Consider the following 26,367-nt stretch of genomic DNA (forward strand, 5'->3'; position numbering starts at 1 on the left):
TCGCAGGGACGACAGCAGTTGCTTGGCGAGAGTTCTGTTAAAGCAAACTCAATCCCGCGCGATGATCTCGCGCTCGTCGTGATGAACGGTCTCGGTGTTGCCGAGATTGCCGAGCCGACGGCGCACTAAAAATTTCGGGCGGCGGGCGCGGATCGCGTTGTGGCGGCGACGGCGGGCGGCCGGTTCGCGGTTTTCATCTTCCGCCAACAGCGGCAGCGCGAAGATGTCGCTCCACATCTGCCAGGCGGAGGCGATCTCCTCGTCGTCGGAGCTCACGCACAAGGGAATGTTCAAGGACGGGTCCCGATGCGCCAGCACCAGCATCTGTGCATCGTGGTCGAGACCACGCAGTGCTACGCCGAGAAAATCGCTGACGCGGACGTTGATCGCCATCCGCATGCCCTTGACGGCACGGTGCAGCACGACGCGCTCGCGATAAAGTTCGATCCTGCGCACGCCGCCGTCCGCACGGGTGTCGTGCGCATGGAAGCTGAGCGGCAGAGAAAGAGGGTCGAGCCGCAATGAACGGCTCGACCCGGCGGGATTGATCCCGCTTGTTGCTGTTTGACGCCTCACGGCTCTCATCTCCCCGCCGGGATTATGTTCCCGGTCGATACGCGAGACCTTAGCCGAGCGATTTCCGTTTCGCCTTAAAAAGCCTGGTTAACCCAACGTCACCCGCCAGCATGATTGACGAGACCTTGCGGCGATGCCGAAAATGTTTGGTATTTGGCGTCGCAAAATGCTTGAAATCCCTGTGAATCAGGCACATCTCAGGGCCTTACCGGCCGGCGTCCGAACCCTTCAATGTCAGGGATTTTGTTTGTGAACTCTTCACCATCCACGGCTTCGCCGCTTTCGAAGGCCCCTGCAACTTCCGACCTGTTCGATCAATCGGCGCTCTCGACGCTGGCGCAGCGGCTGGTCGAGGCCGCCAAGCGTGCGGGCGCGGATGCCGCCGATGCGGTCGCGGTGCGCGGGGTTTCGCAAGGCGTCGAAGTCCGCGATGGCCGGGTCGAGGAATCCGAGCGTTCCGAAGGCGACGACGTCGGATTGCGCGTGCTGGTCGGCCAGCGTCAGGCGGTGGTCTCGACCAACGATATTTCCGGCGACGGTGTCGCTAAGCTCGCCGAGCGGGCGGTCGCAATGGCCCGCGTCGCGCCCGACGACAAATATGTCGGCCTCGCCGATCCCTCGCTGCTCGCGCGCGAGTTTGCCGAGCTCGATCTGCTCGACCGAAATATTCCGACCACGAGCGAACTCGAGCGGCGTGCCTGCGAAGCGGAAGCCGCAGCTCTGGCAGTCAAGGGCGTGACCAAGTCGAGCGGTGCGTCTGCCTCGAGCGGCATCGGCGGCATGGTGCTGGTGACCTCGACCGGCTTCCACGGCTCATATTTGCGCTCCAGCCACGGCATCTCGGTGACCGCGATCTCCGGCGAAGGCACCAGCATGGAGCGCGATTACGACTTCACCTCGGCCCCGCATGCGTCCGACCTCGATTCTCCCGAGAGCGTCGGCCGCAGGGCAGGCGAGCGTACCGTGGCGCGTTCCAATCCGCGCAAGGTCGAGACCTGCAAGGTGCCGGTCGTCTACGATCCCCGGGCCTCGGGGTCGCTGGTCGGTCATCTCGTCGGCGCCATCAACGGCGCTTCGATTGCGCGCAAGACCAGCTTCCTCAAGGACAAGCTCGGCGAGCAGTTGTTTTCGAGGAACATCCGCATCATCGACGACCCCTTACGCGTGCGCGGATTGCGCTCGCAGACTTTTGACGCCGAGGGCGTCAGAGTGAAGAAGCTTGCACTCATCGACGAGGGCGTGCTGACCACCTGGCTGCTGGACTGCGCCACCGCCCGCGAGCTCGGGATGGTCACGACCGGACATGCCCATCGCGGCGTCTCCTCGTCGCCGTCGCCGGGGTCGTACAATCTGCATCTCGAACCCGGCGCGATGACGCCGAAGGAACTGATCGCCGACATCAAGCAGGGCTTTTACGTCACGGACCTGATCGGCTCCGGTGTCAACGGCGTGACCGGCGATTACAGCCGCGGCGCCTCCGGTTTCTGGATCGAGAACGGCGAGCTCACTTACCCCGTCAGCGAGGTGACGATCGCCGGCCACCTGCTGGAGATGTTCAAATCGCTCGTTCCGGCCAACGACCTGGAATTCCGCTACGGCGTCAACGCGCCGACGCTCCGCATCGAGGGCTTGACGCTTGGCGGACGCTGATACCGCCGACCGGATCTGGGCGCGCGATGCCGCGCTGCTGACGGGCACCGTGCGCGAAGCCGGCGCGCTGGCGCTATCGCTGTTTCGCACCGAATTGAAGAACTGGACCAAGGGCATTTCCTCGCCGGTCTCCGAGGCCGATATCGCCGTCAACGACCTCGTCGAGCGGCGGCTGCGCGCGGCGACGCCGGAATATGGCTGGCTGTCCGAGGAAAGCGTCGATGATGACACACGGCTCGGCAAGGAACTGGTCTGGATCGTCGATCCGATCGACGGCACCCGCGCCTATCTCGCGCATCGTGAAGACTGGTGCGTGAGCGTGGCGCTGGTTTCGGGTTCAACGCCGGTACTGGCCGCAGTGTTCGCGCCCGCCAGCGACGAGTTCTTTTTCGCAATGCGCGGCAAGGGCACCATGCTGAACGGAAAGCGGGTCCGTGCATCCGCAGGAACGGAGCTCGATTTTTCCCGCATGGCCGGCCCAAAACCGCTGGTGCAGCGGCTGAGTTCGTCACTGGACGACATCACGCTGCATCCGCGAATCGGATCGCTGGCGCTGCGGCTGTGCCGGGTCGCCGATGGCAGTCTCGATGCCGCTTTTGCGGGCGGCCAAAGCCGCGATTGGGATCTTGCCGCGGCGAATTTGATCGTGCAGGAAGCGAATGGTAGAATGACCGCGCTCTCGGGGGATGCGATTGAGTATAATCGCCGGGAGGTGGTGCACGGGGTGCTTGTGGCAGCGGGATACGATCGGCATGCGCGCATTGTCGAGCATTTCCGGGATCGTCGGCTGCCCTGAATCGGTTGAAATCCGTGCCACAAATCATCCCGTTCATACCGCGATTCACAATATCGATCTTGCTCGCCGGGCACCTCGTTAGGAAAGACCATCATGCCAGATAGTGCCCCGCAGCAATTGCTGCATCTCGTCATCGGCGGCGAGTTGACGGATCTCGAACACGTCACGTTCAAGGACCTCGACCAGGTCGATATCGTCGGCGTGTATCCCAATTACGCATCCGCTTACGCGGCCTGGAAGGCGAAGGCGCAGCAGACCGTCGATAATGCCCACATGCGCTACTTCGTGGTTCACCTCCACCGGCTGCTCGACCCAGGTCAAGACACGAAGTCCTCCAGTTGAAACGCCTCCTTCGCGATTTGCTGCGCAGCACTTGGGTTCAGCGCGCGCTGGGTGTGCTTGCGGCCGAATATCTGCGGCTGGTCTGGCTGACCAACCGCTTCAGTTATGACCCCGCCAACGTCTACGACATCGTCGAGCCGGAGATGCCGGCGATCTTCGCGTTCTGGCACGGCCAGCATTTCATGACGCCGTTCATTAAGAAGAAGGAGAGCCACCGCGCCAAGGTCCTGATCTCGCGACACCGCGACGGCGAGTTCAACGCCATCGCTGCCGAGCGGCTCGGCATCGGAACCATCAGGGGCTCCGGCGATCATAGTGGCGCCTTCCACCGCAAGGGCGGCGTCGGCGCGTTTCGGGAGATGCTGCAGGCGCTGGAAGACAAATGGAACGTCGCTACCACTGCCGACGTGCCGAAGCGCGCGCGGGTGGTCGGGCTTGGCATCATCATGCTGGCGCGGGAGTCTGGCCGGCCGATCATGCCCTTTGCGATGGTGACCAGCCGGTTCATCCGGTTGAAAAACTGGGACTCCACCACCATCAATTTGCCATTCGGGCGCGGTGCCGTGGTAGGCATTGAACATATATACGTGCCGCCGGATGCCGACGCCGAGACTATGGAAAAGCTGCGCCTTCAGGTAGAAGCTTTGCTGAACGAAGCGACTCGTCGCGCCTACGCGGCTGTCGGGCGTCCGGAGGCAGCTCTTGGCTGATCCACTGCCGATGACGTTGCGCGTCTACCGGAAACTGTCCTCCGTGATGGTTCCGTTGTCGCCTGCCGTCATCAACCGGCGCTTGAAGCTCGGCAAGGAGGACCCGGCGCGGGTCGGCGAGCGCCGCGGCATGAGCGCCGATGTTCGCCCCGCAGGGCCTCTTGTGTGGATTCACGGCGCCAGCGTCGGCGAAGTGCTGGCGGCGGCTGCGCTGATCGAGCGGCTGCGGGCCTTGGACCTGCGCATCCTCCTGACGTCGGGCACGGTGACTTCGGCTGCGATCGTCGCCAAGCGGTTCCCCCCTGACGTCATCCATCAATATGTCCCCTATGACTCGCCGCGCTACGTCGCGCGATTCCTCGATCATTGGCGTCCGTCGCTGGCGCTGTTCATCGAGTCCGATCTTTGGCCGAACCTGATCCTGTCGAGTGCCGCGCGGCGGCTGCCGATGGTGCTGATCAATGGACGGATGTCGCAGCGCTCGTTTCCGCGCTGGCGTCGTGTCGCCGGCACCATTTCGGCGCTGCTCGACAAGTTCGACATCTGCCTGGCGCAGTCGCAGACCGATGCGGATCGCTTTGCCGCGCTGGGCAGCCGCAACGTCATGATCACGGGAAATCTCAAGCTCGACGTTCCCGCGCCGCCGGCTGACGCCAACAAGCTGGATATGCTGATGTCGATGACGCGCGGCCGCCCGGTGGTGGTTGCGGCCTCCACGCATCCGGGCGAAGAAGAAATCGTGACGGCAACCCACCGGACGCTCGCCGGATTCTTCCCGGGGCTGCTGACGGTGATCGTGCCGCGGCACCCCGACCGCGGCGAGGCCATCGCGCGCATGATCTCCGCTTCGGGCCTCAATCCGACCCTGCGCTCGCACGAGGACTTGCCTACCGCCACGACCGACATTTATGTCGCCGACACCATGGGCGAACTGGGACTGTTCTACAGGCTGGCGCCGATCGTATTCATGGGCGGATCGCTGGTCGAGCATGGCGGGCAGAATCCGATCGAGGCGATCAAGCTCGGCGCCTCGATCGTCCACGGCCCTCACGTCTTCAACTTCACCGACGTCTACGAAGCCCTCGATTCAGCGGGCGGCGCGCGGCGGGCCGATACGCAGGAAGCGCTGGTCAATCAGTTCGGGCAGATGCTCGCCGATCCCAAGGCGCGCGAAGCCGTGCTCACCGCATCCGAGCGCGTGGTCGGTCAGCTCGGCGGCGCGCTGGAGCGAACGCTCTCTGCGCTTGAGCCGTATCTGCTGCAGTTGCGGATCGAGATGGGAACCGGCAATGCGTGAGCCGGGCTTCTGGCACGGCCCGTCCTCGCTCAACTCGCATCTGTTGAAACCGCTCGGCGCGCTCTATGGCGCCATCGCCGCACAGCGCCTGCAGCGCAAGGGATTGAATGCCGGCATTCCGGTGCTCTGCGTCGGCAATTACCACGTCGGCGGCGCCGGCAAGACGCCGACTGTGCTGGCGCTGGCGAAGCTCATGCGCGACCTCGGCGAGACGCCGGTCGTGCTGAGCCGCGGCTATGGCGGCGAATTGCGCGGGCCGGTCCGGGTCGATCCTGAGCGGCACGCGGCGGCCGATGTCGGCGACGAACCGCTGATGCTGGCAGGTCATCTGCCGGTCGTGGTGTCGCGCAAGCGCGCCGACGGCGTGCCGCTGGCGCGCTCGCAAGGCGCGACCGTGATCCTGATGGACGACGGCTTCCAGAATCCGTCGATCATCAAGGACGCATCCCTGATCGTGATCGACAGCGAACGCGGACTTGGCAACGGGAAGGTATTTCCCGCCGGACCGCTGCGCGCGCCGCTGCGGCCGCAATTGGCCCGCACCGACGCGCTGATCATTGTCGGCAACGGCACCGCTGCCGAGCCAGTGGCCGCCGAGATTGCCGCACAGGGCAAGCCGGTACTGCGCGCGCATCTGAAGCCGGATGACGCGCCGGTCGCCGCGCTTCGGGGCAAGCGCGTGCTGGCATTTGCCGGCATCGGCGATCCCGTGCGATTCTTCAACACGCTGCGCTCAAGCGGCATCGATGTCGTCAGGCAGCAGGCCTTCGCCGATCATCATCCGTATTCACAAGCCGAGATCGAAGGCTTGATTACCGAGGCCGAGCGCGACGGGCTGACATTGGTGACGACGGAAAAGGATCTGGCGCGGCTGCGCGATCGGCAGCACATCGTGCCGTTCGCGGTAACGCTGGAGTTCGACGATCCTGCGCGCCTGCGAAAATTCGTCGCCGACCGGCTATTCAAGGCGCGCGAGAAGCGATCTTAACCCTGCGTCTTCAGCGCACCGGGAAAGTGCCGCTGCAGCACGGCGCCGGGAACCGAATAGGCCTCCTGCAGATCGACGCTCCAGTACTTCAATTCGTCGAGCGGAATCCGCACGTCGGTGACGGCGCAGCGCACGTAGGTTCCGGGCGAGATCACGCGGAAATCGCCGTCCAGATATTGCACCTGCGCTTCGCCATGGCCCGAGGGGCCGAATTTATTGAGCACCGTCAAACTCTCCGATGGGCCGGCCCGCGGGCTGGCCTTAAGTGTAATTTTTGTGGATTCGATCTATCATAAATAGGTCGTACTGTCCGCCCCGCAAACTGACCTACTTGTGATGATTTTGCGCCCACCTGCATGATAGCGTGAATTTCATCGTGCCCGCAGCGTCATACCGATCCGACAGAGACCGATGCGCCTGTTGTCAGCAACGCTATTCCTGACGCTCCTTGCTGCGGCCTCCACGGCCAGTGCCACGCCGTTGCCGACCCCCCGCCAGGTCGATATTCCGGCGACCGGACTGACCCTGCACGCGCAGCTCTACAAGCCTGATGGTGACGGGCCATTTCCCACGGTAATCGCGCTGCATGGCTGCGGCGGATTGAGCGGGCAATCCGAGCCGGTGCTGCCGCGCTACCGTGACTGGGCGGAACAGCTCCTGAAGTCCGGCCATGCCGTGCTGTTGCCGGACAGTTACGGTTCGCGCGAGCTCGACCCGCAATGCCGCGTCAACGAGCGCCGCGTGCTTGCCCGTCGCGAGCGGGTGGCCGACGTCAACGCGTCGCGGCGATGGCTGTTGCAGCAGCCCTGGGTCGCGCGTGACCGCATCAGCCTGATCGGATGGGCCAACGGCGCCAGCGCGGTGCTGTGGGCGGTACGCCCGCAATCATCTTCGCGCGGGACTGACCCGGATTTCCGCTCGGCCATCGCATTCTATCCGGACTGCCGGATCTCCTCCGGCCTCGGCTGGAGCACGCGGGTGCCGACGCTGCTGTTGATTGGCGCGAAGGACGACGTCAGTTCGCCACACGCCTGCCGTCAGATGGTGGAGGGAGCTCGCGGCCGCAGCGCGCTGGCGCGAATCGTGGTCTATCCTGGGGCGGCTCACGATTTCGACCGCGCCAACCTTCCGCTGCGGGCGATCGCGGGGGCCGACGCGGCATTGCCCGAACACGGCCATATCGGCACCGACGCGGATGCGCGAAAGGATGCGCAACAGCGCGTCACGGAGTGGCTGGCGCGCTAAACTAGAACAGGCTTCCCTGATCGACCGGTTTTGGCACGCGCTTCGGCGCTGCCGGCTTGGCCTCGCGCGGGGCTGGCTTGGCAGGGCTCGCGGGGGCAGTCGTCGCGGCCGGCCGGTCCGCATCCGCGGTGACGCCCACGCGGCCGTCGGCGAATTCGACTGAGAGGCGTGCGCTCGGTCCGACCGCGGCGGCGGCATGGACGGCGTGGCCGTGCTCGTCGCGCACCAGGGCAAAGCCGCGGGCGAGCACGCCGCGATAGGACAGCGCCGACAGCAATTGCCCGCTATGGGCGACCCGCGCGTCGAGACGCTGCATGGCGGTCAGAAGCGCGCGGCGGGCGCGCTCGGCCAGCCGTTGCGTGCGTTCGCGGTCGCGTGCGATGGCATTGCGCTGGGCCTGGGCGTTGGAGAGTTTTGATGCCTTGAGCCTGACCTCCAGCCCGGCAAAGCGGTCGCGCCGGTTGCGCAGCAGGGCGCGGGCGGACAGCCTGATCCGTTCACCCGACACCGTGAGACGATGGCTGGCCTGCGCGACCTGTCCGCGCAACACCTTCAGCGTCAGGCCGGCGCTGAGATGCGAAAAGCGGCGGTGATGGGCGTGCGTATTGGCCTTCAATGCGCGGGGCAGGGCGGCGCCGAGGTGATCCAGCCGCTGCCTGGGGATCGCGAGCAGTTCGCTCAAGCTCGGCAGCGCGCGGGCGGTGGCGCGCAATTCGTTGCGGCGGCTCTCCTGGCCGCGTTGCCAGCACACCATGGTGCGGCGCGCCAGGCTTTCCACCTCGGCGAACAATTCGCTGCGCACGGGAACGGCCATTTCGGCCGCCGCCGTCGGCGTCGGCGCGCGCTTGTCGGCGGCGAAATCGATCAGCGTGATATCGGTCTCGTGGCCGACGGCCGAGATCAGCGGGATCACGCTATCGGCGGCAGCGCGAACCACGATCTCCTCGTTGAACGACCACAAATCCTCCAGGGAGCCGCCGCCGCGCGCGACGATCAGGAGATCGGGCCGCGGGATTCGTCCGGTCTCGGGTAGCGCGTTGAAACCGCGGATGGCGGCCGCAACCTGCTCGGCCGAGCCTTCGCCCTGCACCTTGACGGGCCACACCAGCACGCGGCGGGGAAAACGGTCCTCCAACCGATGCAGGATGTCTCTGATAACCGCGCCTGTCGGCGAGGTGACGACCCCGATCACTTCCGGCAGCCACGGCAGCAATTGCTTGCGCGCCTCGTCGAACAGGCCCTCGGCGGCGAGCTTCCGCTTGCGCTCCTCCATCAGCGCCATCAGCGCGCCGATGCCGGCGGGCTCCAGCGAGTCGATGACGATCTGGTATTTCGAGGAGTTTGGATAAGTCGTGAGCTTGCCGGTGGCGATGACCTCAAGCCCCTCCTGCGGCTTGAAGCGCATCCGGGCATGGGCGAACTTCCAGATCACCGCCTCGATCTTGGCGCTCTCGTCCTTCAGCGCGAAATAGCAATGACCCGAGGAGTGCGGCCCGCGAAAGCCGGAGATTTCGCCGCGGACGCGGACATGGCCAAAGCGGTCCTCGACCGTCCGCTTCAGCGCGGAGGAGAGTTCCGAGACGGTGAATTCGGGCGCGTTGATCAGGTTATCTGGCGGCATCGGCAACTGATTCGGACGTTTGAGGCGTTGCCGCAACGTAGGGATTTTTAATCATCCCCGCCAATCGAGGACTTGTGGAACTCAAATACTCTGTAGTACAGAGTTCTCTACATTGTGTTCAGGCGAGGCGAGGTCGATGTTGAAATTCCTAATCCGCGGCTTCGTGAGCCTCGTGAAATGGGGCCTGTGCGGCATCGGCGTGCTGGCGCTGGTGGTGCTGGCCCTGCTGGCAACGCCGCTGCAGCCGTTGCCGGAACTGCAAGCAATCTCGCGGGCGCGAGCCACCGTCGATCTTTCCAGCCTGCCTGCGATTGAGCGGTTCCAGGCCCGCGACGGCACATGGCTCGGTTTCCGCCATTATAGCGCGGGCGGCGCGCCGACGGGGCGCGTGGCGATCGTGATTCATGGCTCCTCCGGCTCCAGCGGCGGCACCATCCATGCGCTGTCGCAGGCGCTGGCTGCGCACGGCGTGGAGACCTTTGCGGTCGATATGCGGGGCCACGGCACGTCAGGCACGCGCGGCGATATCGGCTATGTCGGCCAGCTTGAGGACGATCTCGCCGATTTCGTCGCGGTGTTGCGCAGCAGCGTGCCATCAGCGCCGCTGACCTTGATCGGCCATTCCTCCGGCGGCGGCTTTACGCTGCGCGTGGCGGGCTCGCCGATTCAGAACCTGTTCGAGCGCTTCGTGCTGCTCGCTCCCTATCTCGGCTACGATGCTCCCTCCACCCGGCCGAGTTCCGGCGGCTGGGCGCGCGCCGATATCCCGCGCATCCTCGGGCTGACGGCGCTACGCGCCATCGGCGTCAACTGCTGTGAGGCGCTGCCGGTGCTGGCGCTCGCGGTACCACCGAACTCCGAGAAGACGCTGGTGTCGACCTATACCGACCGGTTGATGCGCAACTTTGCGGCGCGCAGCGACTTCCGCCGCGATCTCGCTGCGGCGGCGAGACCTCTCACTATCATCTGCGGCGCCGACGACGAATTGATGCTCGCGGACAAATACGCCGAAGCCGTGCGTGGCGCGAAGGTCGCGGTCGACGTCAGGGTGCTCGACGGGATCAACCACATGGGTATCGTCGCCGCGCCGAAGGCGGTATCCATCATCGCCGAAGATGTTGCCACGCGCGCCATGGCGGGGTCATAGCGGCGAAGGGGTGGGGATGGGCAACATGATCGACAGCCGCGCGGCCTCCGAGGCGCTCGCCGACATCAACGAGATGACGCGCCGCGTCCGGCAATCGCGGATCTACCATCTCGCCAGCCTGATGCTGATCATGTGGGGCGCGCTGGTATTTGCCGGCTATCTCGGCTCGTTTCTGCTGCCGCGCCAGGCCGGCTATTTCTGGGCCGCGCTGAACGTCGCGGGCGTCGCGGGATCGTTTGCGATCAGCGCCTTCGGATATCGCAAGACAGGCATTCGCACCTTCGACTTCAGGATGCTGATCGCGTTCGTGCTGTTCTTCGCCTTTGGGTTCCTCTGCACCAGCGTGCTCGGCCACTTCACGCCGCGCCAAATGGGCACGTTCTGGCCAATTTATTTCATGCTGCTCTACGTCATCGCCGGACTCTGGTTCGGACAAGCCTTTGTCGTGATCGGTCTTTGCATCAGCGCACTGGCGCTGGTCGGATACTTCCTGGTCGGCGACTGGTTCGACCTGTGGATGGCCTTTGTCGATGGCGGCGGGCTGATGCTCGGCGGCTGGTGGATGCGCCGGAGCTAGCGCCATGGCCGAGATCGACGATATCATCCATCAACCCCTGCGCTTGCGGATCATGGCGGGGCTGAACGCATTACCATCGGGCACCGGGCTGGAATTCTCAAAACTGAAGCAACTCACCGGCGCTACCGACGGCAATCTCGGCGCCCATATCGAGACGCTGGCCAAGGCCGGTTATGTCGCGGTGGAAAAGGCCTTTGTCGGCAAGAAGCCGCAGACCACGGTAACCGCGACCGCGGCCGGCCGCGGCGCCTTCGCCCGCCATGTCGCCACGCTGCAGGAGATCATCGCCGCGTCAGGGGGGAAAGTGTAGCGAAACTCCTCTGCACAAGCGTGATGCTCCCCTTGCGGGGGGAGGGAGTTTTATGCGACCGACTTGGCCTTGAACTCCCGTATCTGGCCAGATTCATGAACATTCTCCTGCTCGGTTCCGGCGGCCGCGAACATGCTCTGGCGTGGAAAATCGCCGCTTCCCCGCTGCTGACCAAATTGTGGTGCGCGCCGGGCAATGCCGGCATCGCGCGCGAAGCTGAATGCGTCGCGCTCGACGTTGCGAATCATGGCGCGGTGATCGAGTTCTGCAAAACGAACGCCGTGGATCTCGTCGTGGTCGGCCCTGAAACGCCGCTTGCCGCCGGGATCGTCGACGATCTCGCTGGTGCCGGCATCAAGGCGTTCGGTCCGAGCAAGCAGGCGGCGCAACTCGAGGGCTCCAAGGGATTTACGAAGGACCTGTGCCGCGAATTCGATATTCCGACTGGCGCCTATCGTCGTTTTGACAATGCGGCCGACGCTCTCGCCTATGTGCGCACGCAGGGCGCGCCGATCGTGGTCAAGGCCGATGGGTTGGCCGCCGGCAAGGGCGTCGTGGTAGCGAAGACTTTGGCTGAGGCGGAAGCTGCCATCGCCATGATGTTCGACGGCGCGTTCGGCGCGGCCGGTACCGAAGTCGTGATCGAGGAATTCCTCGCCGGCCGCGAGATCAGCTTCTTTGCGCTATGCGACGGCGACACCGCGATCCCGCTCGCCTCGGCGCAAGACCACAAGCGCGTGTTCGATCACGACGAGGGGCCGAACACCGGCGGCATGGGCGCCTATTCGCCGACCCCGTTCGTGACGGCTGAAATTCACGACCAGATCATGGCGCGGATCATCCTGCCGACCGTCGCGGGCATGAAGAAGCGCGGCGCGCCGTTTCGCGGCGTGCTCTACGCCGGCGTGATGCTGACGGAGCAGGGGCCAAAACTGTTCGAATACAACGTCCGCTTTGGCGACCCCGAGTGCCAGGTGCTGATGCTGCGAATGATGTCGGACATCGTGCCGGCGTTTCTGGCGGCCTGCGACGGAGAACTGAAGCATTTCGACCTGCGCTGGTTTCCCGATCCGGCGCTGACCGTGGTGATGGCGGCGAAGGGTTATCCCGGCGACTACAAGAAGGGCACGCGCATCGACGGGCTCGATGATGCGGCCAAGATTGAGGGCGTCGAAATCTTCCATGCCGGTACGGCTGCGAAGGATGGTGGCATTGTCGCCAACGGCGGCCGCGTGCTGAACGTCTGCGCGATGGGCAAGACCGTCACTGAGGCGAGAGAGCGTGCCTATCAGGCCGTCGATCGCATCAAATGGCCGGATGGTTTTTGCCGCCGTGACATCGCCTGGCAGGCGGTGGAGGTGGAGAGGGCGCGGGGCTGACCGCTCCTTCCGTCATTGCGAGGAGCGCAGCGACGAAGCAATCCAACTATCCCGGCGCGGAGAAGTGGATTGCTTCGCTTCGCTCGCAATGACGATGGCTACAACAAATCCCCGCCTGCTGCACTCGCAGTCGTGCCGTGCTCGCGGAACGCCTTGATGACGTTCTTGCCGATCTTCCACTTGTGTACTTCATCCGGACCGTCGACCAGCCGCTGCGAGCGCACCTGGGTGTACCACTTCGCCAGCGGCGTATCCTGGCTGAAGCCGAGCGCGCCGTGGAGCTGGATCGCGGTGTCGATCACCTTGTGCACCATGTGCGCATGGAAGATCTTTGCGATCGAGTTCTCCTGGCGGATGTCGAGGCCTTTTTCCGCCTTGTAGGCGATGTGCAGCAGCATCAGGCGGCCGATGTAGAGTTCGCTGGCGCAATCGGCGAGCATGAACTGCACCGCCTGCCGGTCGGCGAGCAATTTACCGAAGGTCGAGCGCTTGGTGACATGGGCGACTGCCATGTCCAGCGCGCGTTGCGCCTTGGCGACGTTGTGCATGCCGTGGCGCAGGCGGCCATAAGCGAGACGGTGCTGGCCCATTGCAAAGCCATTGCCTTCGCCGCCGAGCAGATTGTCGGCCGGCACCTTCAGATCCCTGATCTCGATCTCGGAGTGGCCGCCGTGCAGGATGTCGTCATGCGGTCCCTCGATCGCCATGTTGGCGACATTGCGCTTGATCTTATAGCCGGGGTTCGGCAACTCCACGATGAAGGTGGAATACTGCTTGTGCCGCGGCGCGTTCGGATCGGTCTTGGCCATCACCAGCGCCATGTCGGCCACGCTGGCGGAGGAGGAAAACCACTTCTCGCCGTTCAGGACGTAGTTCTCGTTGCCGTCCTTGACTGCCGTGGTCTGCATGCCGGTGGCGTCGGCACCAGCGGCCTTTTCCGTCATCGAGAAGCAGATGCGCTTGTCGCCGTTGAGTAGGGGTTTAAGGAACTTCTCCTTCTGATATTCCGTGCCGTGGGCCAGGATCGTCATCATCGAGGCGTCGTCGGGACCTTGCGTGTTCATCGACAGCGCACCCAGCATGCTCTCGCCGAGCTCCATCTGCACCAGCGCGTTGGCGAGCGGGCCGAGGCCCATGCCGCCATATTCCTTCGGCACCCACGGGCACCACAGACCGCGCGCCCGGGCCTTGGCCCGTAGCGGGCCGAGCACTTCAGCGAGCGGCTTGGTGTCGAGTTCCTTCTCCGCCGGGATGCATTCCTCCTGCACCCATTTGCGAACCTTCTCGCGGATCGCCTTGGCCTCAGACGGGATTTCGAAATCGATCGACATCGCTGGTTTCCTCGCGTCTTGTTGTTGTTGGTCGGACTTGAGGGATGGCATAAACCTGCGGTCTGCCAGCGGCAACGGCAAACAAAGTTTCAAGCAAGTGCTGCAGCCCACGAAGGAGTGCCTATGCCCGATCTTGCCGATCTGTTTCCCGGATACGCGGCCGAATGGATCAACACCTCGTCGGGCCGCATCTTTGCCCGTGTCGGCGGCAACGGCCCGCCGCTTTTGCTGCTGCACGGGTTTTCGTCGACGCATGTGATGTGGCACCAAGTCGCGCCGCAGCTCGCGGACCAGTTCACGCTGATCATCGCTGACCTGCCGGGCTATGGCTGGTCGGACATGCCCCGCAGCGATGAGAACCATACGCCCTACACCAAGCGCGCGATGGCGCAGGCGATGGTGGAGGCGATGGAGCAGCTCGGCCACGTGCATTTCGCACTTGCCGGACACGACCGCGGCGGCCGCGTGTCATACCGGCTGGCGCTCGATCATCCCGGCCGGTTGTCGAAGCTCGCGGTGCTCGATATCGCGCCGACCTATGACTATTGGGAGAAGCTGAACCGGCTTTCGGCGCTGAAGATCTACCACTGGGCGTTTCTGGCGCAGCCCTATCCGCTGCCGGAAACGCTGATCGCCAACAACGGAGAATTTTTCCTCAAGTACAAGATGGCCAGCCAGACCAAATCGAAGACGCTCGACGCGATCGATCCGCGCGCGCTGGAACATTATCTCGCGCCGTTCCGCGATCCCGCCCGCGTGCATGCGATGTGCGAGGACTACCGCGCCGGTGCCTATGCCGACTACGAAATCGACAAGGCCGATTTCGACGCCGGAAAGAAGATCACGATTCCAATGCTGGCGCTGTGGGGCGATGCCGGCGTCGCGCCTGCTGCAACGACGCCGCTCGATGCGTGGAAGAAATGGGCGACGAACGTGGAAGGTGCGCCGGTGGACTCGGGGCATTTTCTGGCGGAGGAGAATCCGGACGTGACGGCGAAATTGTTAAAAGAATTCTTCATGGCACCATGAGTTGGCGCGGACCTCTCCTACGTCATTGCGAGGAGCGGAGCGACGAAGCAATCCATCCGTCCGTTATGTCGCGACGTGGATTGCTTCGCTTCGCTCGCAATGACGGCGGGGCTACCGTCTCACCTTGAAGAACTCCTTGAGCAGCGCTGCCGCCTCTGTCTCTCCCACAGCCGAGTAAACCTCCGGCACGTGATGGCAGGTCGGCTGCGCGAAGAAGCGCACGCCGGAATCCACCGCGCCGCCCTTGGGATCGGCGGCGCCGTAATAGAGCCGCCGGATCCGCGCAAACGAGATCGCGCCGGCGCACATCGTGCAGGGCTCCAGCGTGACGTAGAGGTCGCAATCGACCAGCCGCTCGGTCCCGATGACCTCCGCCGCCTGCCGGATCGCCAATATTTCGGCGTGCGCGGTCGGATCGCGGTCGGTCAGCGTCCGGTTGCCGGCGGTGGCGATCACCTCGTAATCCCGCACGATCACGCAGCCGATCGGAACTTCGCCGGCCTTTCCGGCGTTTTCGGCCGTTTTTAGCGCCAAATCCATGAAAGAAGGGGCAGTCATGCCTCGTATCATTGGAATAAACCTGCTATGAGGGCCGCCTTCAGCAAACGTGGATGCCGGTTTTGCGTGAGAATGCGCCTTGAGCGAAGTGCGCGCGCGTTATCGCTATGACAGCCCATCCTGATCCGCCTGATGGCCATTTTATTCGGACCCAAGAGAACATTCATGCCCCGCGATAACGACAAAAACAACGATTCCCGCGGCCGGCGGGACCGTCCCGGGGGCGGCCAGGGCCGCGCCGGCGGAGGCAAGGGCCGCTCGGGAGCGGCGCGGGGGCCTGAGAAGAAGTTTGCCAAGCGCGGCTTTGGTGCCCGGGATGGCGACGAGCGCGGCGGTGAGCGGCGTCCCTATGCCGGGAAGTCCGAAGGGGCAAAATCGTTCGGCAAGAAGCCCTACGCCGGCAAGCGGGAAGGTGCTTCGTTCCGCCGCGACGACGACCGTCCGCCGCGCCGGGATTTTGGCGATCGGCCTCGGGCAAGATTTGACCGGGAGGATCGTTCCGGCGGTGATCGCCCCGAGCGGGGGCCGCGCAAGGATTTTCGCGCGCGGGACGATCGCGATGGCGACAAGCGTTCGTTCAAACCGCGTGGCGACCGGGGGAGCCATGCTCGCGACGAGCGTCCCGCGCGTCGTGAGCGCGAAGAGGGCCGTCCGGCCGGGCGTTCCTCCGACAGGAAATTCGGCGACAAGCGGCCTTACACGCCGCGCGGAGAAGGTTTCCGCAAAGACGGCGACCGTCCGCGTGGCGATCGGCCCTATGGTGATCGTGCGCCGCGCGATGGCGAGAAGCGAATTTCGCGCAGTCCACGCAAGGATTTTGGTGATCGTCCCGAGCGGGGTGAGGACAAGCCGTGGCAAAGGCGTGATGATCGTGGCGGCGGCGAACGTCCGCGGTTTTCGCGCTCGCGCGAGGACCGGCCGAAGTTCGATCGTCCGTGCGAGCGCGGCGATCGAGACCGTGACAGGGAGCGGCCGGCAGGCCGCACCGAGTGGCAGGAGCATCCGCGCAGCGAGGGACGCTTTCGCGACCGGCCGCGCCGCGACAACGAGGACGACGGCAAGATATTCGCAAAGCGCCCGGCCTTCGGCGGCCGTGGCGCGTATCGCGAGCGCCCGACCGATTTCGACAAGTGCGCGCCGCGCGCGGAGCCGAAGCCGAAGAAGGCCGGAGAGCGCATCGCCAAGGTGGTGGCCCGCGCAGGCTTGGCCTCGCGCCGCGATGCCGAGGAATGGATCACGCAGGGCCGCGTCACCGTCAACGGCCGCGTCATCAATTCGCCGGCGCTCGACGTCACCGCCAATGACGTGATCGCCGTCGATGGCAAGGTGTTGCCGCCGCGCGAGCGCACGCGACTGTTCATGTATCACAAGCCGCGCGGGCTGATGACCACGCATGCCGATCCCGAAGGGCGGCCGACCGTGTTCGACAATCTGCCGGAAGGCCTGCCGCGGCTGATCTCGGTCGGCCGGCTCGATTTCAACACCGAGGGCCTGCTGCTGCTGACCAATGACGGCGGACTCGCGCGTGCGCTCGAACTGCCCGACACCGGCTGGCTCAGGCGTTATCGCGTGCGCGCTCACGGCGAGGTCACGCAGGCGCAGCTCGATGACCTGAAAAAAGGCGTCGAAGTCGACGGCGTCAAGTACGGCTCGATCGATGCAACGCTGGAGCGCGACCAGGGCGCCAACGTCTGGCTGGTGTTCGCGATCCGCGAAGGCAAGAACCGCGAGGTCCGCAACGTCATGGCGCATCTCGGCCTCGAGGTGAACCGCCTGATCCGCGTCTCCTACGGACCGTTCCAGCTCGGCGAACTGGCCGAGGGCCAGGTCGAGGAGGTCAAGACCCGTGTGCTGCGCGAGCAGCTCGGCGAGAAGATCGCTGCACTCGCGGGCGCGGATTTCAACCGGCCGATGCCGGGCGAGAAATCCGATAGTGAGGACGACGCAGCGCGCGGCAAGAAGCCGTTCAAGCCGGCGGGCAAGAGCGCGCTGATCGCCGACCGCAAGGGCCGCCGCGTGCTGGTGCAGCGCACCGGCAGCGAGGAAGCCCGCGCGCGCAACGAGGACGAGGCCAACGGCTACGGCCCGCCGCGCCGCCCGCGACGCGGCTATCACGGCAAGCGCGACCTGAAGCCGCGGGACGAGTAGGGACGCCAGATGAGTGTCGCGCTTCCTTTGGTCTCTGCCCCGGCGCATACTGCGTTCCCTCCCCCCTTGCGGGGGAGGGCTAGGGAGAGGGGTATCCCACGGGAAGTCTGCCCGTGTGGCACCCCCTTCCCCAACCCTTCCCCGCAAGGGGGAAGGGAGCACAGCCGGGCCGCACGTTGATGCGTGTCGTCGGCGGACGATTGAAGGGCCGTAATATCGCCTCGCCCTCCTCGCGGGACATTCGCCCGACGGCGGATCGCCTGCGCGAGTCCGTGTTCAACATCCTGATCCACGCCTACGACGATCCGATTCAAGGCGCGCGCGTGCTCGACCTGTTCGCCGGTACCGGCGCGCTCGGCATCGAGGCGGTGTCGCGCGGCGCCAGCTTCACGCTGTTCGTCGACAACGGCGCCGAAGCGCGCGCGCTGTTGCGCAACAATGTCGAGGCGCTGGGGCTCGGCGGCGTGACAAAAGTCTATCGCCGCGACGCCGCCAATCTCGGCCCGGCGCATCCGGTCGAGCCGTTCTCGCTGGTGTTTCTCGATCCGCCCTATGGCAAGGGGCTAGCGGAGAAGGCGCTGGCCTCGCTGCGCGATGGCGGTTGGCTGACGGCGGGGGCGCTGCTGGTGGTGGAGGAAGCGAAGGATGCGGCGTTCGCAGCGCCCGAGGGCTTCGAGGAGCTCGAGCGGCGGGCGTATGACGATACGGAGTTCGTGTTTTTGCGGGCGGAGTGACGCTTTCTTACCCTGGCCCTTGACGAGTACGGCGATCGACGGCGGAGGCCAGCCGCAAGCCGTCAGTCAGAAATGAGCTGGCTCAAATAGTCCGGGGGCTTCCGGCGGGTCGGTCAATCTCTCCCGGAAACATGAGCCGTGGCACGTCCAAGCCTGCCATTTGCCATCAGCCGTTTCAACCGTGACACGGCACGGATCAGTCGCGGTTTTTTCAATTTCGCGACTGCAGAAGCAGCATGGTCCGAACATAACTGACATTTTCGTCACTCACCAAGGGGGAACAAGAAGCGGCTTGCAGCTACCGCCGCCCGAACAGCTTCTCGATATCGCTCAACTTCAATTCCACATAAGTCGGGCGGCCGTGATTGCACTGGCCGGAGTTCGGCGTGTCTTCCATCTCGCGCAGAAGCGCGTTCATCTCTTCGGGCTTGAGGCGTCTCCCGGCGCGGACCGAGCCGTGGCAGGCCATGGTGGCGGCGACATGCATCAGGCGGCGCTCCAGCGGCAGTGCCTCGTCCCATTCGGCCATGTGCTCGGCGAGATCGCGCAGCAACCCTGCGGCATTTGCCTTGCCGAGCAGCGACGGTGTCTCGCGCACCGCCACCGCGCCGGGGCCGAAGGATTCGATCGCAAGTCCGAAGGAGGCGAGTTCCTCGGCGCGCGCCAGCAGCTTCTCGACGGTCGCCTCATCGAGTTCGACGATCTCGGGGATCAGCAGAATCTGCCGCTGCACGCCGTTCTTCGCCAGCGACGCCTTCAGCTTCTCGTAGACAATGCGCTCATGGGCGGCATGCTGGTCCACGACGATCAGGCCGTCGCGGGTTTGCGAGACGATATAGGTCTCGTGGATTTGCGTCCGCGCCGCGCCAAGCGGTCGGTCGAGCAGGTCGGCAGAGGACTGCGCCTCGAAGCGCACGTCGGCGGTCGGCGCGCCGACATCGAACGCGGCTTGCCCGGCTTCGGCGAGCGCCGTTGCCGCCGCGCCTTCGAACGAAGGCCTGACCGGATAGGCCGGCGAACTCCGCCAGTCCCAGTTGGTCGGGCGCGGCGCAAAGGACGGACGAAACGCCGACAGCGCCGCACCGTCGGTATTGGCAGCGGTGCGCCGGCCCTCGCGGGCGAGGCCGTCCTTGAGCGCATGCACGATCAGCGCACGAACAAGCCCGGCGTTGCGAAACCGCACCTCGGTCTTGGCCGGATGCACGTTGGCGTCGACCTCCTGCGGCGCCAGCGTCACGAACAGCGCGACGACCGGATGCCGGTCGCGCGGCAGATAGTCGGAATAGGCCGCGCGCACCGCGCCGAGGAGGAGCTTGTCGCGGACCGGGCGGCCGTTGACGAACAGATATTGCCCGAGCGCATTGGCGCGGGTCAGCGAGGGGGCGGCGGCAAAGCCCTCGACCACGACGCCTTCGCGCTCGGAGCGCACTTCAATGGCGCAAGAACGGAAATCGTGACCCAAGATGTCGCCGAGCCGCGTCAGCCGGCCCGCAGCACCCGGCAGCGCCGCGGCCCAGGTCACCGGCGCGCGTTCCTCGCCGGCCAAGGTGAAAGCGATGTCGGGCCGCGCCATCGCGAGGCGCCGCACCACTTCGCGGATCGCCTCGGCCTCGGTGCGGTCGGTCTTGAGGAATTTCAGCCGGGCGGGCGTTGCATAAAAGAGATCGCTGACCTCGACGCGGGTGCCTTGCGACAGCGCGGCCGGCATGATCTGCGATTTCAGGCCGCCTTCGACCGACAGCGACCAGGCATGCGGTTCGCTGGCGTGGCGCGTGGTGATACCGAGCTTCGCTACGGCGCCGATCGAGGGCAGGGCCTCGCCGCGAAAGCCCAGCGTTCGAATGCGTAACAGATCCTCATCATCGAGCTTCGAGGTGGCGTGACGGTCGACGGCGAGTGCGAGATCGCCATGAGTCATTCCGCTGCCGTCATCGATGATGCCGATCCGCCGCCTGCCGCCGCCATCGGTGAAAATGTCGACGCGGCTGGCGCTGGCGTCGATGGCGTTTTCGACCAGTTCCTTCACCACGCTCGCGGGACGCTCGACCACTTCGCCGGCGGCGATGCGGTTGACGACCTGTTCGGGAAGCTGGCGGACGGGCATGAGGTCTCAGATCGATTCGAGGCTGGACGACGATTTTACGCGGCTACCGAGTCAAATGCATGTGTTCAAAATATTTTTACGGAACTTTCCGGATGCTGCGGAGGCGCCGAATATGCGGTCTGCATGTGGCCAAGGATTCGCAAAATGACCTCGAAATCCCTGCACGATCACCACATCGCGCGGCTTGCATGGCGAGCGCACCGTTCGCGGATAACGACTGATCCGGCGATGAACATGTTCGGGTTGTGAACGGTGCCTGAAGAAACCGAACTGTTTGTCGTTCGACAAAACCTTGGAGAAATGGATGAAGCTAGTGAAAACCTCGGCGATCGCGGTTGCAATCTCGGCTCTGCTTGCCGGTCCGGTACTGGCGCAAGGCGCCTCATCCGACACCCAGATCCGCGGCGGAGCAAAGGGCACGACCCAGATGCAGGGCGGCGCGGCGGGCAGCATGGACGAAGACGCGCCGGCGGGCGCCGCGGGCCAGAGGGCAGGCGCCAAGCCGGGTGCTAAAGGCACCGTCGGAGCGGGCGGTAGTGCAGCGCCGCCCAAGGCCACGGGCGGAGCGGCGACCCCTCCAGCAAGCAGCCGCTAAGTGCCTGGAGGAAACCCGCCTCCTCCGACGGGTTGCTCTCCAACAGAACTCCGGCCGTGTGGCGGCCGGAGTTTTTTTGTGCCTCGACCGGCGACCCGCGAACCGAAAGCTCGGCCCGGCGGCTCTATTTGACGAGAACGCGCTGACATTCTTTCGCGCAATCAAAGGGAGCTGCTATGTTTTATCGCAAGAATTTGCCGGGCTGGGAGCGGGCGATGCGGACGATCGGGGGCGTTGTGATGATCGCCTATGGGCTGCTCGGCATGCCCGGCACGACGGCCGGCTACCTGATCGCGGCCACCGGCGCGGTCGCAATCGCGACCGGATTTTTCGGCTTTTGTCCGATGTGCGCCATGGTCGGCCGCAGGCTTCCCTCATCATGAGCGTGTTGGTCCGTGCGGGGCGCTTCAATCCCTCGCTGATCGAGGCCGCTCGCGGCGGCGACACCGCGGCGCGGGTGTCGCTGATCGCAGCCGCTCAGCCGGATATCCGCCGCTATGCCGCACGCAATTGCCGCGCGGCCGATATCGACGACGCGGTTCAGGAAACGCTGCTGCTGTTGTACCGGCGGGTCGGCGCGTTGCGCGCGGTGACGTCGTTTTCGGCGTGGCTGTTTTCGGTGGCGCGCCGCGCCTGCCTTCGCTTGCTGCGCCGCGCGACGGAAACACGGGCGGCCGACGATGCGGAGGCGCGCCTGGCGCATCTTGCGCCAGAAGACATTCGCATCGATCTTTCTCGCGCCATCCAGTCGCTGCCCGACCACTATCGCGAGGTGATCCTGCTGCGCGATATCGAGGAGTTGTCGATCGACGAGATCGCTGGTGTTCTTGGGTTGACACGCGAAAGCGTCAAAGCGCGCATCCACCGCGCGCGGATCATGATCCGGGAATATCTAGTTCGCGATTGAGACGTCGTGATCGGCGGTGTTCAATCGTCAAAGCGCGCCGTGCGTTTCGCCTTGACGTCGCTGCGGCGCTTCTTGCCTTCCAGCCGCCGCTGCTTCGATCCGAAGGTCGGCTTGGTCGGTCGGCGCGGCGTCGGGCGGATCAGGGCCTCGCGCAACAATTCGAGCAGGCGATCGATGGCGTCGGCCCGGTTGCGCTCCTGGGTGCGGAAGCGCTGGGCGTGGATCACGATCACGCCCTCCTTGGTCATGCGCTGGCCGGCGAGCCGCACCAGCCGTGCGGCCGCATCCTCCGGCAGCGCGATCTTGCGCGTGTCGAAACGGAGCTGCGCTGCGGTCGCGAGCTTGTTGACATTCTGCCCGCCCGGGCCGGAGGCGCGGACGAAGCCGATCTCAATGTCGTTTTCGTCAATCGTGAGGTCGCGGGAAACCCGCAGCATGGCGTTCACCGGAATGCTAGAGAATCGGCGAATGCAAGATAGCGGTTTTGAATTGAAGCCGCTTGCCGCGCGCTCGGTCGTTCCCTCCCCCCTTGCGGGGGAGGGTTAGGGAGAGGGGTAAGCCACAAGCACCGGAACTCGCGGCCACCCCTCTCCCCAGCCCTCCCCCGCAAGGGGGGAGGGAGCGCAGAGTGCCGTATCGCTAGAGTGTGGCTAAGCTTAAAGGCCTAGTTCGCTCTCGGCGGCGCCGCGGCGGGCTGCGCGGCGGCTTGCGGGGCGCGGCCGACGATCACGGTGAGCAAGCCCTGGCCCCACAGCTTCTGCGCCGCCTTTTTGGCGTCGTCCAGCGTGACCGCGTCGACCAGGGCATTGCGCTTCTCGATGTAGTCGATCGGCAGCTTGTCGAGCTGGTATTGCAGCAGTGCCTGCGCCAGCTTCGAAGAGGTGTCGAGCGCCAGCATCTGCGAGCCCTTGAGGTACGACTTGGCCTCGTCCAGCTCCTTCTGGGTCGGGCCTTCCTCGGCGATGCGGCGGATTTCCTTCTCGATCGCGTCCACCGTCTCACCGGCGCGGTCGGCACGGGTGCCGGTATTGCCGATGAACAGCGCGGAGCGATCCATCCAGAGCAGGGATTCATAAACGGAATAGGCAAGGCCGCGCTTTTCGCGCACCTCCTTGTAGAGCCGCGATGACAGCCCGCCGCCGCCGAGGATGTGGTTCACGACGTAGGCGGCCATGAAATTCGGATCGTGGCGGCGAACGCCGGGGCCGCCGAACGTCACCACGGTCTGCGGCACGTCGAGCGGCACGAACGCGCGCTGCGGCGGCTTGGTGGCCTCGACCTCGGCGATCGGCGTGAGGCTGGCCTTGGCCGGCAGTCCGCCGAACGTCTTGTCCAGGAGCTTGCCGAGCGTGTCGGCATCGATGTCGCCGACCACAGCGATCCGCAAGTTATCCTTTGCAATCACGCGGCGGACGTAGTCCTTCATGTCGGCGACATCGATCTTCGGCACGCTGTCGAGCGTGCCGTTGGCCTGCCGGCCGTAGGGATGATCGCCAAAAGCGACTTCCAGGAATTTACGGCTCGCCAGCGAGGTCGGGTTGGTGGTGTCGCGGCGCAGCCCGGAGAGCACCTGCGCGCGAATGCGCTCGACGTCGACGGCATCGAAACGCGGCGAGGTCAGCGCCAGATGGAGCAGGCCGAAAGCCTCGTCCTTGTTGTCCTTGAGCATCCGAAGCGAGCCGCGGAAATAATCCCGGGTCGACGAAAAGCTCAGTTCGATGGCGCGGCGCTCGAGGCGCTCGTGGAAGGTTTTGGAATCGAGATCGCCGGAGCCTTCATCGAGCAGGCTGGCGACCATGTTGCCGACGCCGGACTTGCCGGCCGGATCCTGGGCGGCGCCGCCGGCGAAGGCGTATTCCATCGCTATCAGCGGCACAGTGGCGTCCTGCACGAACCAGGCCTCGATGCCGCCAGGCGAGACCAGCCGCTGGATCTTGGCTGCGGCGTACGACGGGCTCGCCGCCAGCAACAGCAGGACGGTGACGGCGATCAGGGCGGATGCGAGGCGCTGCGCGGGAATCGAAAAACGGATCACGAGCGCTTCTCCTCGCGTTTTTGCGCGGTATCCTTGATCAGATAGCCGGTCACCGAGCGTTTCTTGTCGAGCCATTTCTGCGCGGCGTCACGGACCTGCTCGGCGGTGACGGCGCGAATCCGGTCCGGCCAGCTCCTGATGTCGTCGATGGAAAGCCCCGTGGTCAGCGCGCCGCCATACCAGCGCGCCAGCGTGGCCTGGTTGTCCTGGGCGTAGATCGCTTCCGCAATCAACTGGGTCTTGACCCGCTCGAGATCCTCGGCGCGGGCCGGGTTCTGGATGACCTCCGCGATCACGCCGTCGATCACCTGCTCTACTTGCGAAAACTCCACGCCGGGCTTTGGCGAAACCGAGATCGAGAACTGCGAGGGATCCAGCGCGGTGCCCTGGTAACCGGCACCGGCGCTGATCGCGAGCTGACGGTCGATTACCAGTGCGCGATAGAGATAGGAGTTGGAGCCGCCGCCCATCAGTTGCGCGAGCACGTCGAGCGCCGGGCCTTCGCCGGCCGCAGCGGTCGTGGAAGAGGGGACGAGATAATAGCGCCGCAGGCTGGTCTGTTCGACGCGCGGATCGGACAGCGTCACCGTGCGCGGTGCCGCCGGCACCGGCTCCTGCGGGCGGATTCGTTGCGCGGCAATGGCCGGCTGCGCCGGGATGCCGCCATAGGCCTTCTCGACCATCGCTTGGACTTCCTTGGCATCGACGTCGCCCGCGATCACCAGGATCGCGTTGTTCGGCGCGTAGAAGCGCTTGTAGAACGCCAGCGCATCCTCGCGGTCGAGCTTCTCGATCTCCTGGCGCCAGCCGATCACCGGGCGGCCATAGGGATGGTTGAGATACAGCGCCGCCATGATCTGCTCGGTGAGTCGGGCGTCCGGATTGTTGGCGACCCGCATGTTGAATTCCTCGAGCACGACATCGCGCTCGGGAAGCACGTTCTCATCCTTGAGGATGAGGCCGGTCATGCGGTCGGCCTCGAATTCCATCATTTTCGCCAACTGCTCGCGCGGCACGCGCTGGAAATAGCCGGTGTAATCGAGCGAGGTGAAGGCGTTCTCGTTGCCGCCGATCCGCAGCACGGTCTGCGAAAATTCACCGGCGGGATGTTTCGCGGTCCCCTTGAACATCAGATGTTCGAGGAAGTGCGCCAGTCCGGATTTGCCCGGCGTCTCGTCGGCGGAGCCGACCTTGTACCACATCATCTGCGTGACGACGGGTGTGCGGTGATCCGGGATCACCACGACTTGCAGGCCGTTGTCGAGGGTGAAGCTGGCGGGACGTTCCGACGTGACCGTGGTCTGGGCGAATGCGCCGCCGGCGGAGAAAGCAAACGTCGAGATGAGGGCTATCGCGAGAGAAACGGCAAGACGGTGTGAGGACATCATGACCTATCTGGCGCTAAAATTCCGCAAAGCTGGTTGCCGGCCCTGCGAAACGAATCCGCGCAAATGTTAGAAGTAACCCGACAAAACCGTTCGGATCAAAGCCGCGGCATCGTACACCGCGCCCGGTTCCGGCAATCGTCACGATGGCGAGAGATCAGCTTAACTAATCGCCATATTTGCCCTTGGCCGGATTATATTCCTTGTTCAGCGATTCCTTCGGTCCGGTGCCGTAGGCAAAATTGGACGACGGCGTCTGGTAGCCGGGCGGAGGTTGGGTCAGCGATTCCCGCGTCGGCTCACCCTTGAAGGGAGCCGTCTCGGTCTTGCTGCCGCCGAACAGGCCGCTGAAGCCGCCGTTATAGCCGAGCTGCGACGGGCTCAGGATCGGATTGTTGTTGGAGGTACCCGGCTGCACCGGATCGTTGTCCTTGCGGGCGGGCGCCGCGGTCTTGCCTACCGCGAGTTCGGCCGGCGTCAGGATGCGGGACGCTTCACGCGGGTCCTTGTTCTCTTTCTTGCGGGCCGCAATCGCCGCCTTGCGGCGCTGCTCGTCGGGGTCCTTTGGCCAATTCGGCGCCTTCGCGTCGGCTGCGGCCGCGGCCGGCGGCGGCAAATCCAGCTTGGGTGGAACGACCAGCGGGGAGCGCTCGCGGTATTCGATGCCGCGATTTTCCATGTTGGTGCCGCCAAGGCCGCGCATGATGCCTTCGATGATCTTTTCCTCGAAGGTCTTGTCGTCTTCGTCCTCGTCATCAGCCGCGCGTACGGGGCCAGCGGCCATCACGAGACCTATGCCGAGAGCGATGGCGGCGAACCGCAGCGCCCGGGTGAGCGAGCTGGTCTGCATCATCCAGAAGAAGCGGGGTTCGGTCTCGCGCATCGCGCTGTTCCCATTCCAAT

Annotated in this window: 27 protein-coding genes; 17 read left to right on the top strand and 10 right to left on the bottom strand. The window is 64.9% G+C overall.

What is annotated here, in order from left to right; all coding sequences use genetic code 11:
• Positions 1 to 48 precede the first annotated feature (48 nt).
• On the bottom strand, positions 49 to 576 hold the full coding sequence (locus V1290_RS24400) for a DUF6101 family protein (RefSeq protein WP_334366729.1): 528 nt from the start codon (positions 574 to 576) through the stop codon (positions 49 to 51).
• 249 nt (positions 577 to 825) lie between these two features.
• Between V1290_RS24400 and V1290_RS24405 the strand changes: the two genes are divergently transcribed.
• From V1290_RS24405 to lpxK, 6 genes are all read left to right on the top strand, one after another.
• Complete coding sequence (locus V1290_RS24405; protein ID WP_334366730.1) at positions 826 to 2,226, top strand: TldD/PmbA family protein; 1,401 nt, start codon at positions 826 to 828, stop codon at positions 2,224 to 2,226.
• Positions 2,213 to 3,022: an inositol monophosphatase family protein gene (locus tag V1290_RS24410; protein WP_334366731.1), complete on the top strand. Its 810-nt coding sequence runs from the start codon at positions 2,213 to 2,215 to the stop codon at positions 3,020 to 3,022. Before V1290_RS24405 ends, V1290_RS24410 begins: the two co-directional genes overlap by 14 nt.
• A 93-nt stretch (positions 3,023 to 3,115) precedes the next feature.
• A complete protein-coding gene (locus V1290_RS24415; protein ID WP_028351494.1) occupies positions 3,116 to 3,364 on the top strand; it encodes a DUF4170 domain-containing protein in 249 nt (82 codons plus the stop codon).
• Positions 3,361 to 4,074, top strand: a complete 714-nt coding sequence (locus V1290_RS24420) for a lysophospholipid acyltransferase family protein (protein ID WP_334366732.1) — start codon at positions 3,361 to 3,363, stop codon at positions 4,072 to 4,074. The genes V1290_RS24415 and V1290_RS24420 overlap by 4 nt, the downstream gene beginning before the upstream one ends.
• Positions 4,067 to 5,371 (top strand): 3-deoxy-D-manno-octulosonic acid transferase, encoded by a 1,305-nt coding sequence (locus V1290_RS24425; protein ID WP_334366733.1) that lies wholly within the window; start codon positions 4,067 to 4,069, stop codon positions 5,369 to 5,371. Before V1290_RS24420 ends, V1290_RS24425 begins: the two co-directional genes overlap by 8 nt.
• Entirely contained in the window at positions 5,364 to 6,359 is a 996-nt protein-coding gene (gene lpxK / locus V1290_RS24430; RefSeq protein ID WP_334366734.1) for a tetraacyldisaccharide 4'-kinase, read from the top strand. The genes V1290_RS24425 and lpxK overlap by 8 nt, the downstream gene beginning before the upstream one ends.
• On the opposite strand, the gene V1290_RS24435 is transcribed toward lpxK, so the two are convergent.
• A complete protein-coding gene (locus V1290_RS24435) occupies positions 6,356 to 6,583 on the bottom strand; it encodes a DUF2093 domain-containing protein (RefSeq protein ID WP_057842324.1) in 228 nt (75 codons plus the stop codon). The two genes, lpxK and V1290_RS24435, sit on opposite strands and share 4 nt — an antisense overlap.
• A gap of 187 nt (positions 6,584 to 6,770) precedes the next feature.
• Here V1290_RS24435 and V1290_RS24440 point away from each other — a divergent pair, with 187 nt between their 5' ends.
• Positions 6,771 to 7,604 (top strand): dienelactone hydrolase family protein, encoded by an 834-nt coding sequence (locus V1290_RS24440; RefSeq protein WP_334366735.1) that lies wholly within the window; start codon positions 6,771 to 6,773, stop codon positions 7,602 to 7,604.
• Position 7,605: 1 nt separating this feature from the next.
• Here V1290_RS24440 and xseA read toward each other — a convergent pair whose 3' ends face one another.
• A complete protein-coding gene (xseA, locus tag V1290_RS24445) occupies positions 7,606 to 9,225 on the bottom strand; it encodes an exodeoxyribonuclease VII large subunit (protein WP_334366736.1) in 1,620 nt (539 codons plus the stop codon).
• Between the two features lie 136 nt (positions 9,226 to 9,361).
• Between xseA and V1290_RS24450 the strand changes: the two genes are divergently transcribed.
• The 4 genes from V1290_RS24450 (at position 9,362) to purD (ending at position 12,638) form a co-directional block, all read left to right on the top strand.
• Positions 9,362 to 10,372, top strand: coding sequence for an alpha/beta fold hydrolase (locus tag V1290_RS24450; RefSeq protein ID WP_334366737.1), 1,011 nt, complete (start codon positions 9,362 to 9,364; stop codon positions 10,370 to 10,372).
• Between the two features lie 25 nt (positions 10,373 to 10,397).
• Complete coding sequence (locus V1290_RS24455; protein WP_334366738.1) at positions 10,398 to 10,949, top strand: hypothetical protein; 552 nt, start codon at positions 10,398 to 10,400, stop codon at positions 10,947 to 10,949.
• 4 nt (positions 10,950 to 10,953) lie between these two features.
• Positions 10,954 to 11,259, top strand: a complete 306-nt coding sequence (locus V1290_RS24460; RefSeq protein WP_275189683.1) for a winged helix-turn-helix domain-containing protein — start codon at positions 10,954 to 10,956, stop codon at positions 11,257 to 11,259.
• Between the two features lie 95 nt (positions 11,260 to 11,354).
• Positions 11,355 to 12,638, top strand: a complete 1,284-nt coding sequence (purD, locus tag V1290_RS24465; RefSeq protein ID WP_334366739.1) for a phosphoribosylamine--glycine ligase — start codon at positions 11,355 to 11,357, stop codon at positions 12,636 to 12,638.
• A gap of 98 nt (positions 12,639 to 12,736) precedes the next feature.
• Here the strand turns inward: purD and V1290_RS24470 are convergent, their stop codons facing one another.
• On the bottom strand, positions 12,737 to 13,969 hold the full coding sequence (locus V1290_RS24470; protein WP_334366740.1) for an acyl-CoA dehydrogenase family protein: 1,233 nt from the start codon (positions 13,967 to 13,969) through the stop codon (positions 12,737 to 12,739).
• A gap of 123 nt (positions 13,970 to 14,092) precedes the next feature.
• On the opposite strand from V1290_RS24470, the gene V1290_RS24475 reads away from it, so the two are divergent.
• The gene (locus tag V1290_RS24475) at positions 14,093 to 14,998 is read left to right on the top strand and encodes an alpha/beta fold hydrolase (RefSeq protein WP_334366741.1); all 906 of its coding nucleotides are present in this window, start codon (positions 14,093 to 14,095) and stop codon (positions 14,996 to 14,998) included.
• A gap of 111 nt (positions 14,999 to 15,109) precedes the next feature.
• Here V1290_RS24475 and V1290_RS24480 read toward each other — a convergent pair whose 3' ends face one another.
• Positions 15,110 to 15,568 (bottom strand): nucleoside deaminase, encoded by a 459-nt coding sequence (locus V1290_RS24480; RefSeq protein WP_334366742.1) that lies wholly within the window; start codon positions 15,566 to 15,568, stop codon positions 15,110 to 15,112.
• Between the two features lie 153 nt (positions 15,569 to 15,721).
• Between V1290_RS24480 and V1290_RS24485 the strand changes: the two genes are divergently transcribed.
• Positions 15,722 to 17,704 carry a pseudouridine synthase gene (locus V1290_RS24485; protein ID WP_334366743.1) on the top strand — a complete coding sequence of 661 codons (1,983 nt, stop codon included), beginning with the start codon at positions 15,722 to 15,724 and terminating at the stop codon, positions 17,702 to 17,704.
• 179 nt (positions 17,705 to 17,883) lie between these two features.
• Positions 17,884 to 18,438 (top strand): 16S rRNA (guanine(966)-N(2))-methyltransferase RsmD, encoded by a 555-nt coding sequence (gene rsmD / locus V1290_RS24490; protein ID WP_334366744.1) that lies wholly within the window; start codon positions 17,884 to 17,886, stop codon positions 18,436 to 18,438.
• 298 nt (positions 18,439 to 18,736) lie between these two features.
• On the opposite strand, the gene mutL is transcribed toward rsmD, so the two are convergent.
• Positions 18,737 to 20,542: a DNA mismatch repair endonuclease MutL gene (mutL, locus tag V1290_RS24495; protein ID WP_334366745.1), complete on the bottom strand. Its 1,806-nt coding sequence runs from the start codon at positions 20,540 to 20,542 to the stop codon at positions 18,737 to 18,739.
• A 304-nt stretch (positions 20,543 to 20,846) separates the two neighbouring features.
• Here mutL and V1290_RS24500 point away from each other — a divergent pair, with 304 nt between their 5' ends.
• The 3 genes from V1290_RS24500 to V1290_RS24510 all read left to right on the top strand — a co-directional run bounded on the left by V1290_RS24500 (position 20,847) and on the right by V1290_RS24510 (position 22,044).
• Positions 20,847 to 21,137: a hypothetical protein gene (locus V1290_RS24500; RefSeq protein ID WP_334366746.1), complete on the top strand. Its 291-nt coding sequence runs from the start codon at positions 20,847 to 20,849 to the stop codon at positions 21,135 to 21,137.
• Between the two features lie 176 nt (positions 21,138 to 21,313).
• Positions 21,314 to 21,520 (top strand): YgaP family membrane protein, encoded by a 207-nt coding sequence (locus V1290_RS24505; protein WP_334366747.1) that lies wholly within the window; start codon positions 21,314 to 21,316, stop codon positions 21,518 to 21,520.
• Entirely contained in the window at positions 21,517 to 22,044 is a 528-nt protein-coding gene (locus V1290_RS24510; protein WP_334366748.1) for an RNA polymerase sigma factor, read from the top strand. The genes V1290_RS24505 and V1290_RS24510 overlap by 4 nt, the downstream gene beginning before the upstream one ends.
• A gap of 20 nt (positions 22,045 to 22,064) precedes the next feature.
• On the opposite strand, the gene arfB is transcribed toward V1290_RS24510, so the two are convergent.
• The 4 genes from arfB to V1290_RS24530 all read right to left on the bottom strand — a co-directional run bounded on the left by arfB (position 22,065) and on the right by V1290_RS24530 (position 26,347).
• Complete coding sequence (gene arfB / locus V1290_RS24515) at positions 22,065 to 22,481, bottom strand: alternative ribosome rescue aminoacyl-tRNA hydrolase ArfB (protein WP_213288168.1); 417 nt, start codon at positions 22,479 to 22,481, stop codon at positions 22,065 to 22,067.
• A gap of 227 nt (positions 22,482 to 22,708) precedes the next feature.
• Positions 22,709 to 24,079 (bottom strand): M16 family metallopeptidase, encoded by a 1,371-nt coding sequence (locus V1290_RS24520; protein ID WP_442895012.1) that lies wholly within the window; start codon positions 24,077 to 24,079, stop codon positions 22,709 to 22,711.
• Entirely contained in the window at positions 24,076 to 25,467 is a 1,392-nt protein-coding gene (locus tag V1290_RS24525) for a M16 family metallopeptidase (RefSeq protein ID WP_442894068.1), read from the bottom strand. The genes V1290_RS24520 and V1290_RS24525 overlap by 4 nt, the downstream gene beginning before the upstream one ends.
• A gap of 163 nt (positions 25,468 to 25,630) precedes the next feature.
• Entirely contained in the window at positions 25,631 to 26,347 is a 717-nt protein-coding gene (locus V1290_RS24530) for a hypothetical protein (RefSeq protein ID WP_334366750.1), read from the bottom strand.
• Positions 26,348 to 26,367 lie beyond the last annotated feature (20 nt).

The sequence above is a fragment of the Bradyrhizobium sp. AZCC 1578 genome, assembly GCF_036924675.1.
Lineage (GTDB): Bacteria > Pseudomonadota > Alphaproteobacteria > Rhizobiales > Xanthobacteraceae > Bradyrhizobium.

What these genes read in the sequence shown, in the direction of transcription:
- V1290_RS24415 (WP_028351494.1), top strand. Translation starts at nt 3,116, where the DNA reads ATGCCAGATAGTGCCCCGCAGCAATTGCTGCATCTCGTCATCGGCGGC.
- lpxK (WP_334366734.1), top strand. Translation starts at nt 5,364, where the DNA reads ATGCGTGAGCCGGGCTTCTGGCACGGCCCGTCCTCGCTCAACTCGCAT.
- V1290_RS24440 (WP_334366735.1), top strand. Translation starts at nt 6,771, where the DNA reads ATGCGCCTGTTGTCAGCAACGCTATTCCTGACGCTCCTTGCTGCGGCC.
- xseA (WP_334366736.1), bottom strand. Translation starts at nt 9,225, where the DNA reads ATGCCGCCAGATAACCTGATCAACGCGCCCGAATTCACCGTCTCGGAA.
- V1290_RS24450 (WP_334366737.1), top strand. Translation starts at nt 9,362, where the DNA reads ATGTTGAAATTCCTAATCCGCGGCTTCGTGAGCCTCGTGAAATGGGGC.
- V1290_RS24455 (WP_334366738.1), top strand. Translation starts at nt 10,398, where the DNA reads ATGATCGACAGCCGCGCGGCCTCCGAGGCGCTCGCCGACATCAACGAG.
- V1290_RS24460 (WP_275189683.1), top strand. Translation starts at nt 10,954, where the DNA reads ATGGCCGAGATCGACGATATCATCCATCAACCCCTGCGCTTGCGGATC.
- purD (WP_334366739.1), top strand. Translation starts at nt 11,355, where the DNA reads ATGAACATTCTCCTGCTCGGTTCCGGCGGCCGCGAACATGCTCTGGCG.
- V1290_RS24470 (WP_334366740.1), bottom strand. Translation starts at nt 13,969, where the DNA reads ATGTCGATCGATTTCGAAATCCCGTCTGAGGCCAAGGCGATCCGCGAG.
- V1290_RS24475 (WP_334366741.1), top strand. Translation starts at nt 14,093, where the DNA reads ATGCCCGATCTTGCCGATCTGTTTCCCGGATACGCGGCCGAATGGATC.
- V1290_RS24480 (WP_334366742.1), bottom strand. Translation starts at nt 15,568, where the DNA reads ATGATACGAGGCATGACTGCCCCTTCTTTCATGGATTTGGCGCTAAAA.
- V1290_RS24485 (WP_334366743.1), top strand. Translation starts at nt 15,722, where the DNA reads ATGCCCCGCGATAACGACAAAAACAACGATTCCCGCGGCCGGCGGGAC.
- rsmD (WP_334366744.1), top strand. Translation starts at nt 17,884, where the DNA reads ATGCGTGTCGTCGGCGGACGATTGAAGGGCCGTAATATCGCCTCGCCC.
- mutL (WP_334366745.1), bottom strand. Translation starts at nt 20,542, where the DNA reads ATGCCCGTCCGCCAGCTTCCCGAACAGGTCGTCAACCGCATCGCCGCC.
- V1290_RS24500 (WP_334366746.1), top strand. Translation starts at nt 20,847, where the DNA reads ATGAAGCTAGTGAAAACCTCGGCGATCGCGGTTGCAATCTCGGCTCTG.
- V1290_RS24505 (WP_334366747.1), top strand. Translation starts at nt 21,314, where the DNA reads ATGTTTTATCGCAAGAATTTGCCGGGCTGGGAGCGGGCGATGCGGACG.
- V1290_RS24510 (WP_334366748.1), top strand. Translation starts at nt 21,517, where the DNA reads ATGAGCGTGTTGGTCCGTGCGGGGCGCTTCAATCCCTCGCTGATCGAG.
- arfB (WP_213288168.1), bottom strand. Translation starts at nt 22,481, where the DNA reads ATGCTGCGGGTTTCCCGCGACCTCACGATTGACGAAAACGACATTGAG.
- V1290_RS24525 (WP_442894068.1), bottom strand. Translation starts at nt 25,467, where the DNA reads ATGATGTCCTCACACCGTCTTGCCGTTTCTCTCGCGATAGCCCTCATC.
- V1290_RS24530 (WP_334366750.1), bottom strand. Translation starts at nt 26,347, where the DNA reads ATGCGCGAGACCGAACCCCGCTTCTTCTGGATGATGCAGACCAGCTCG.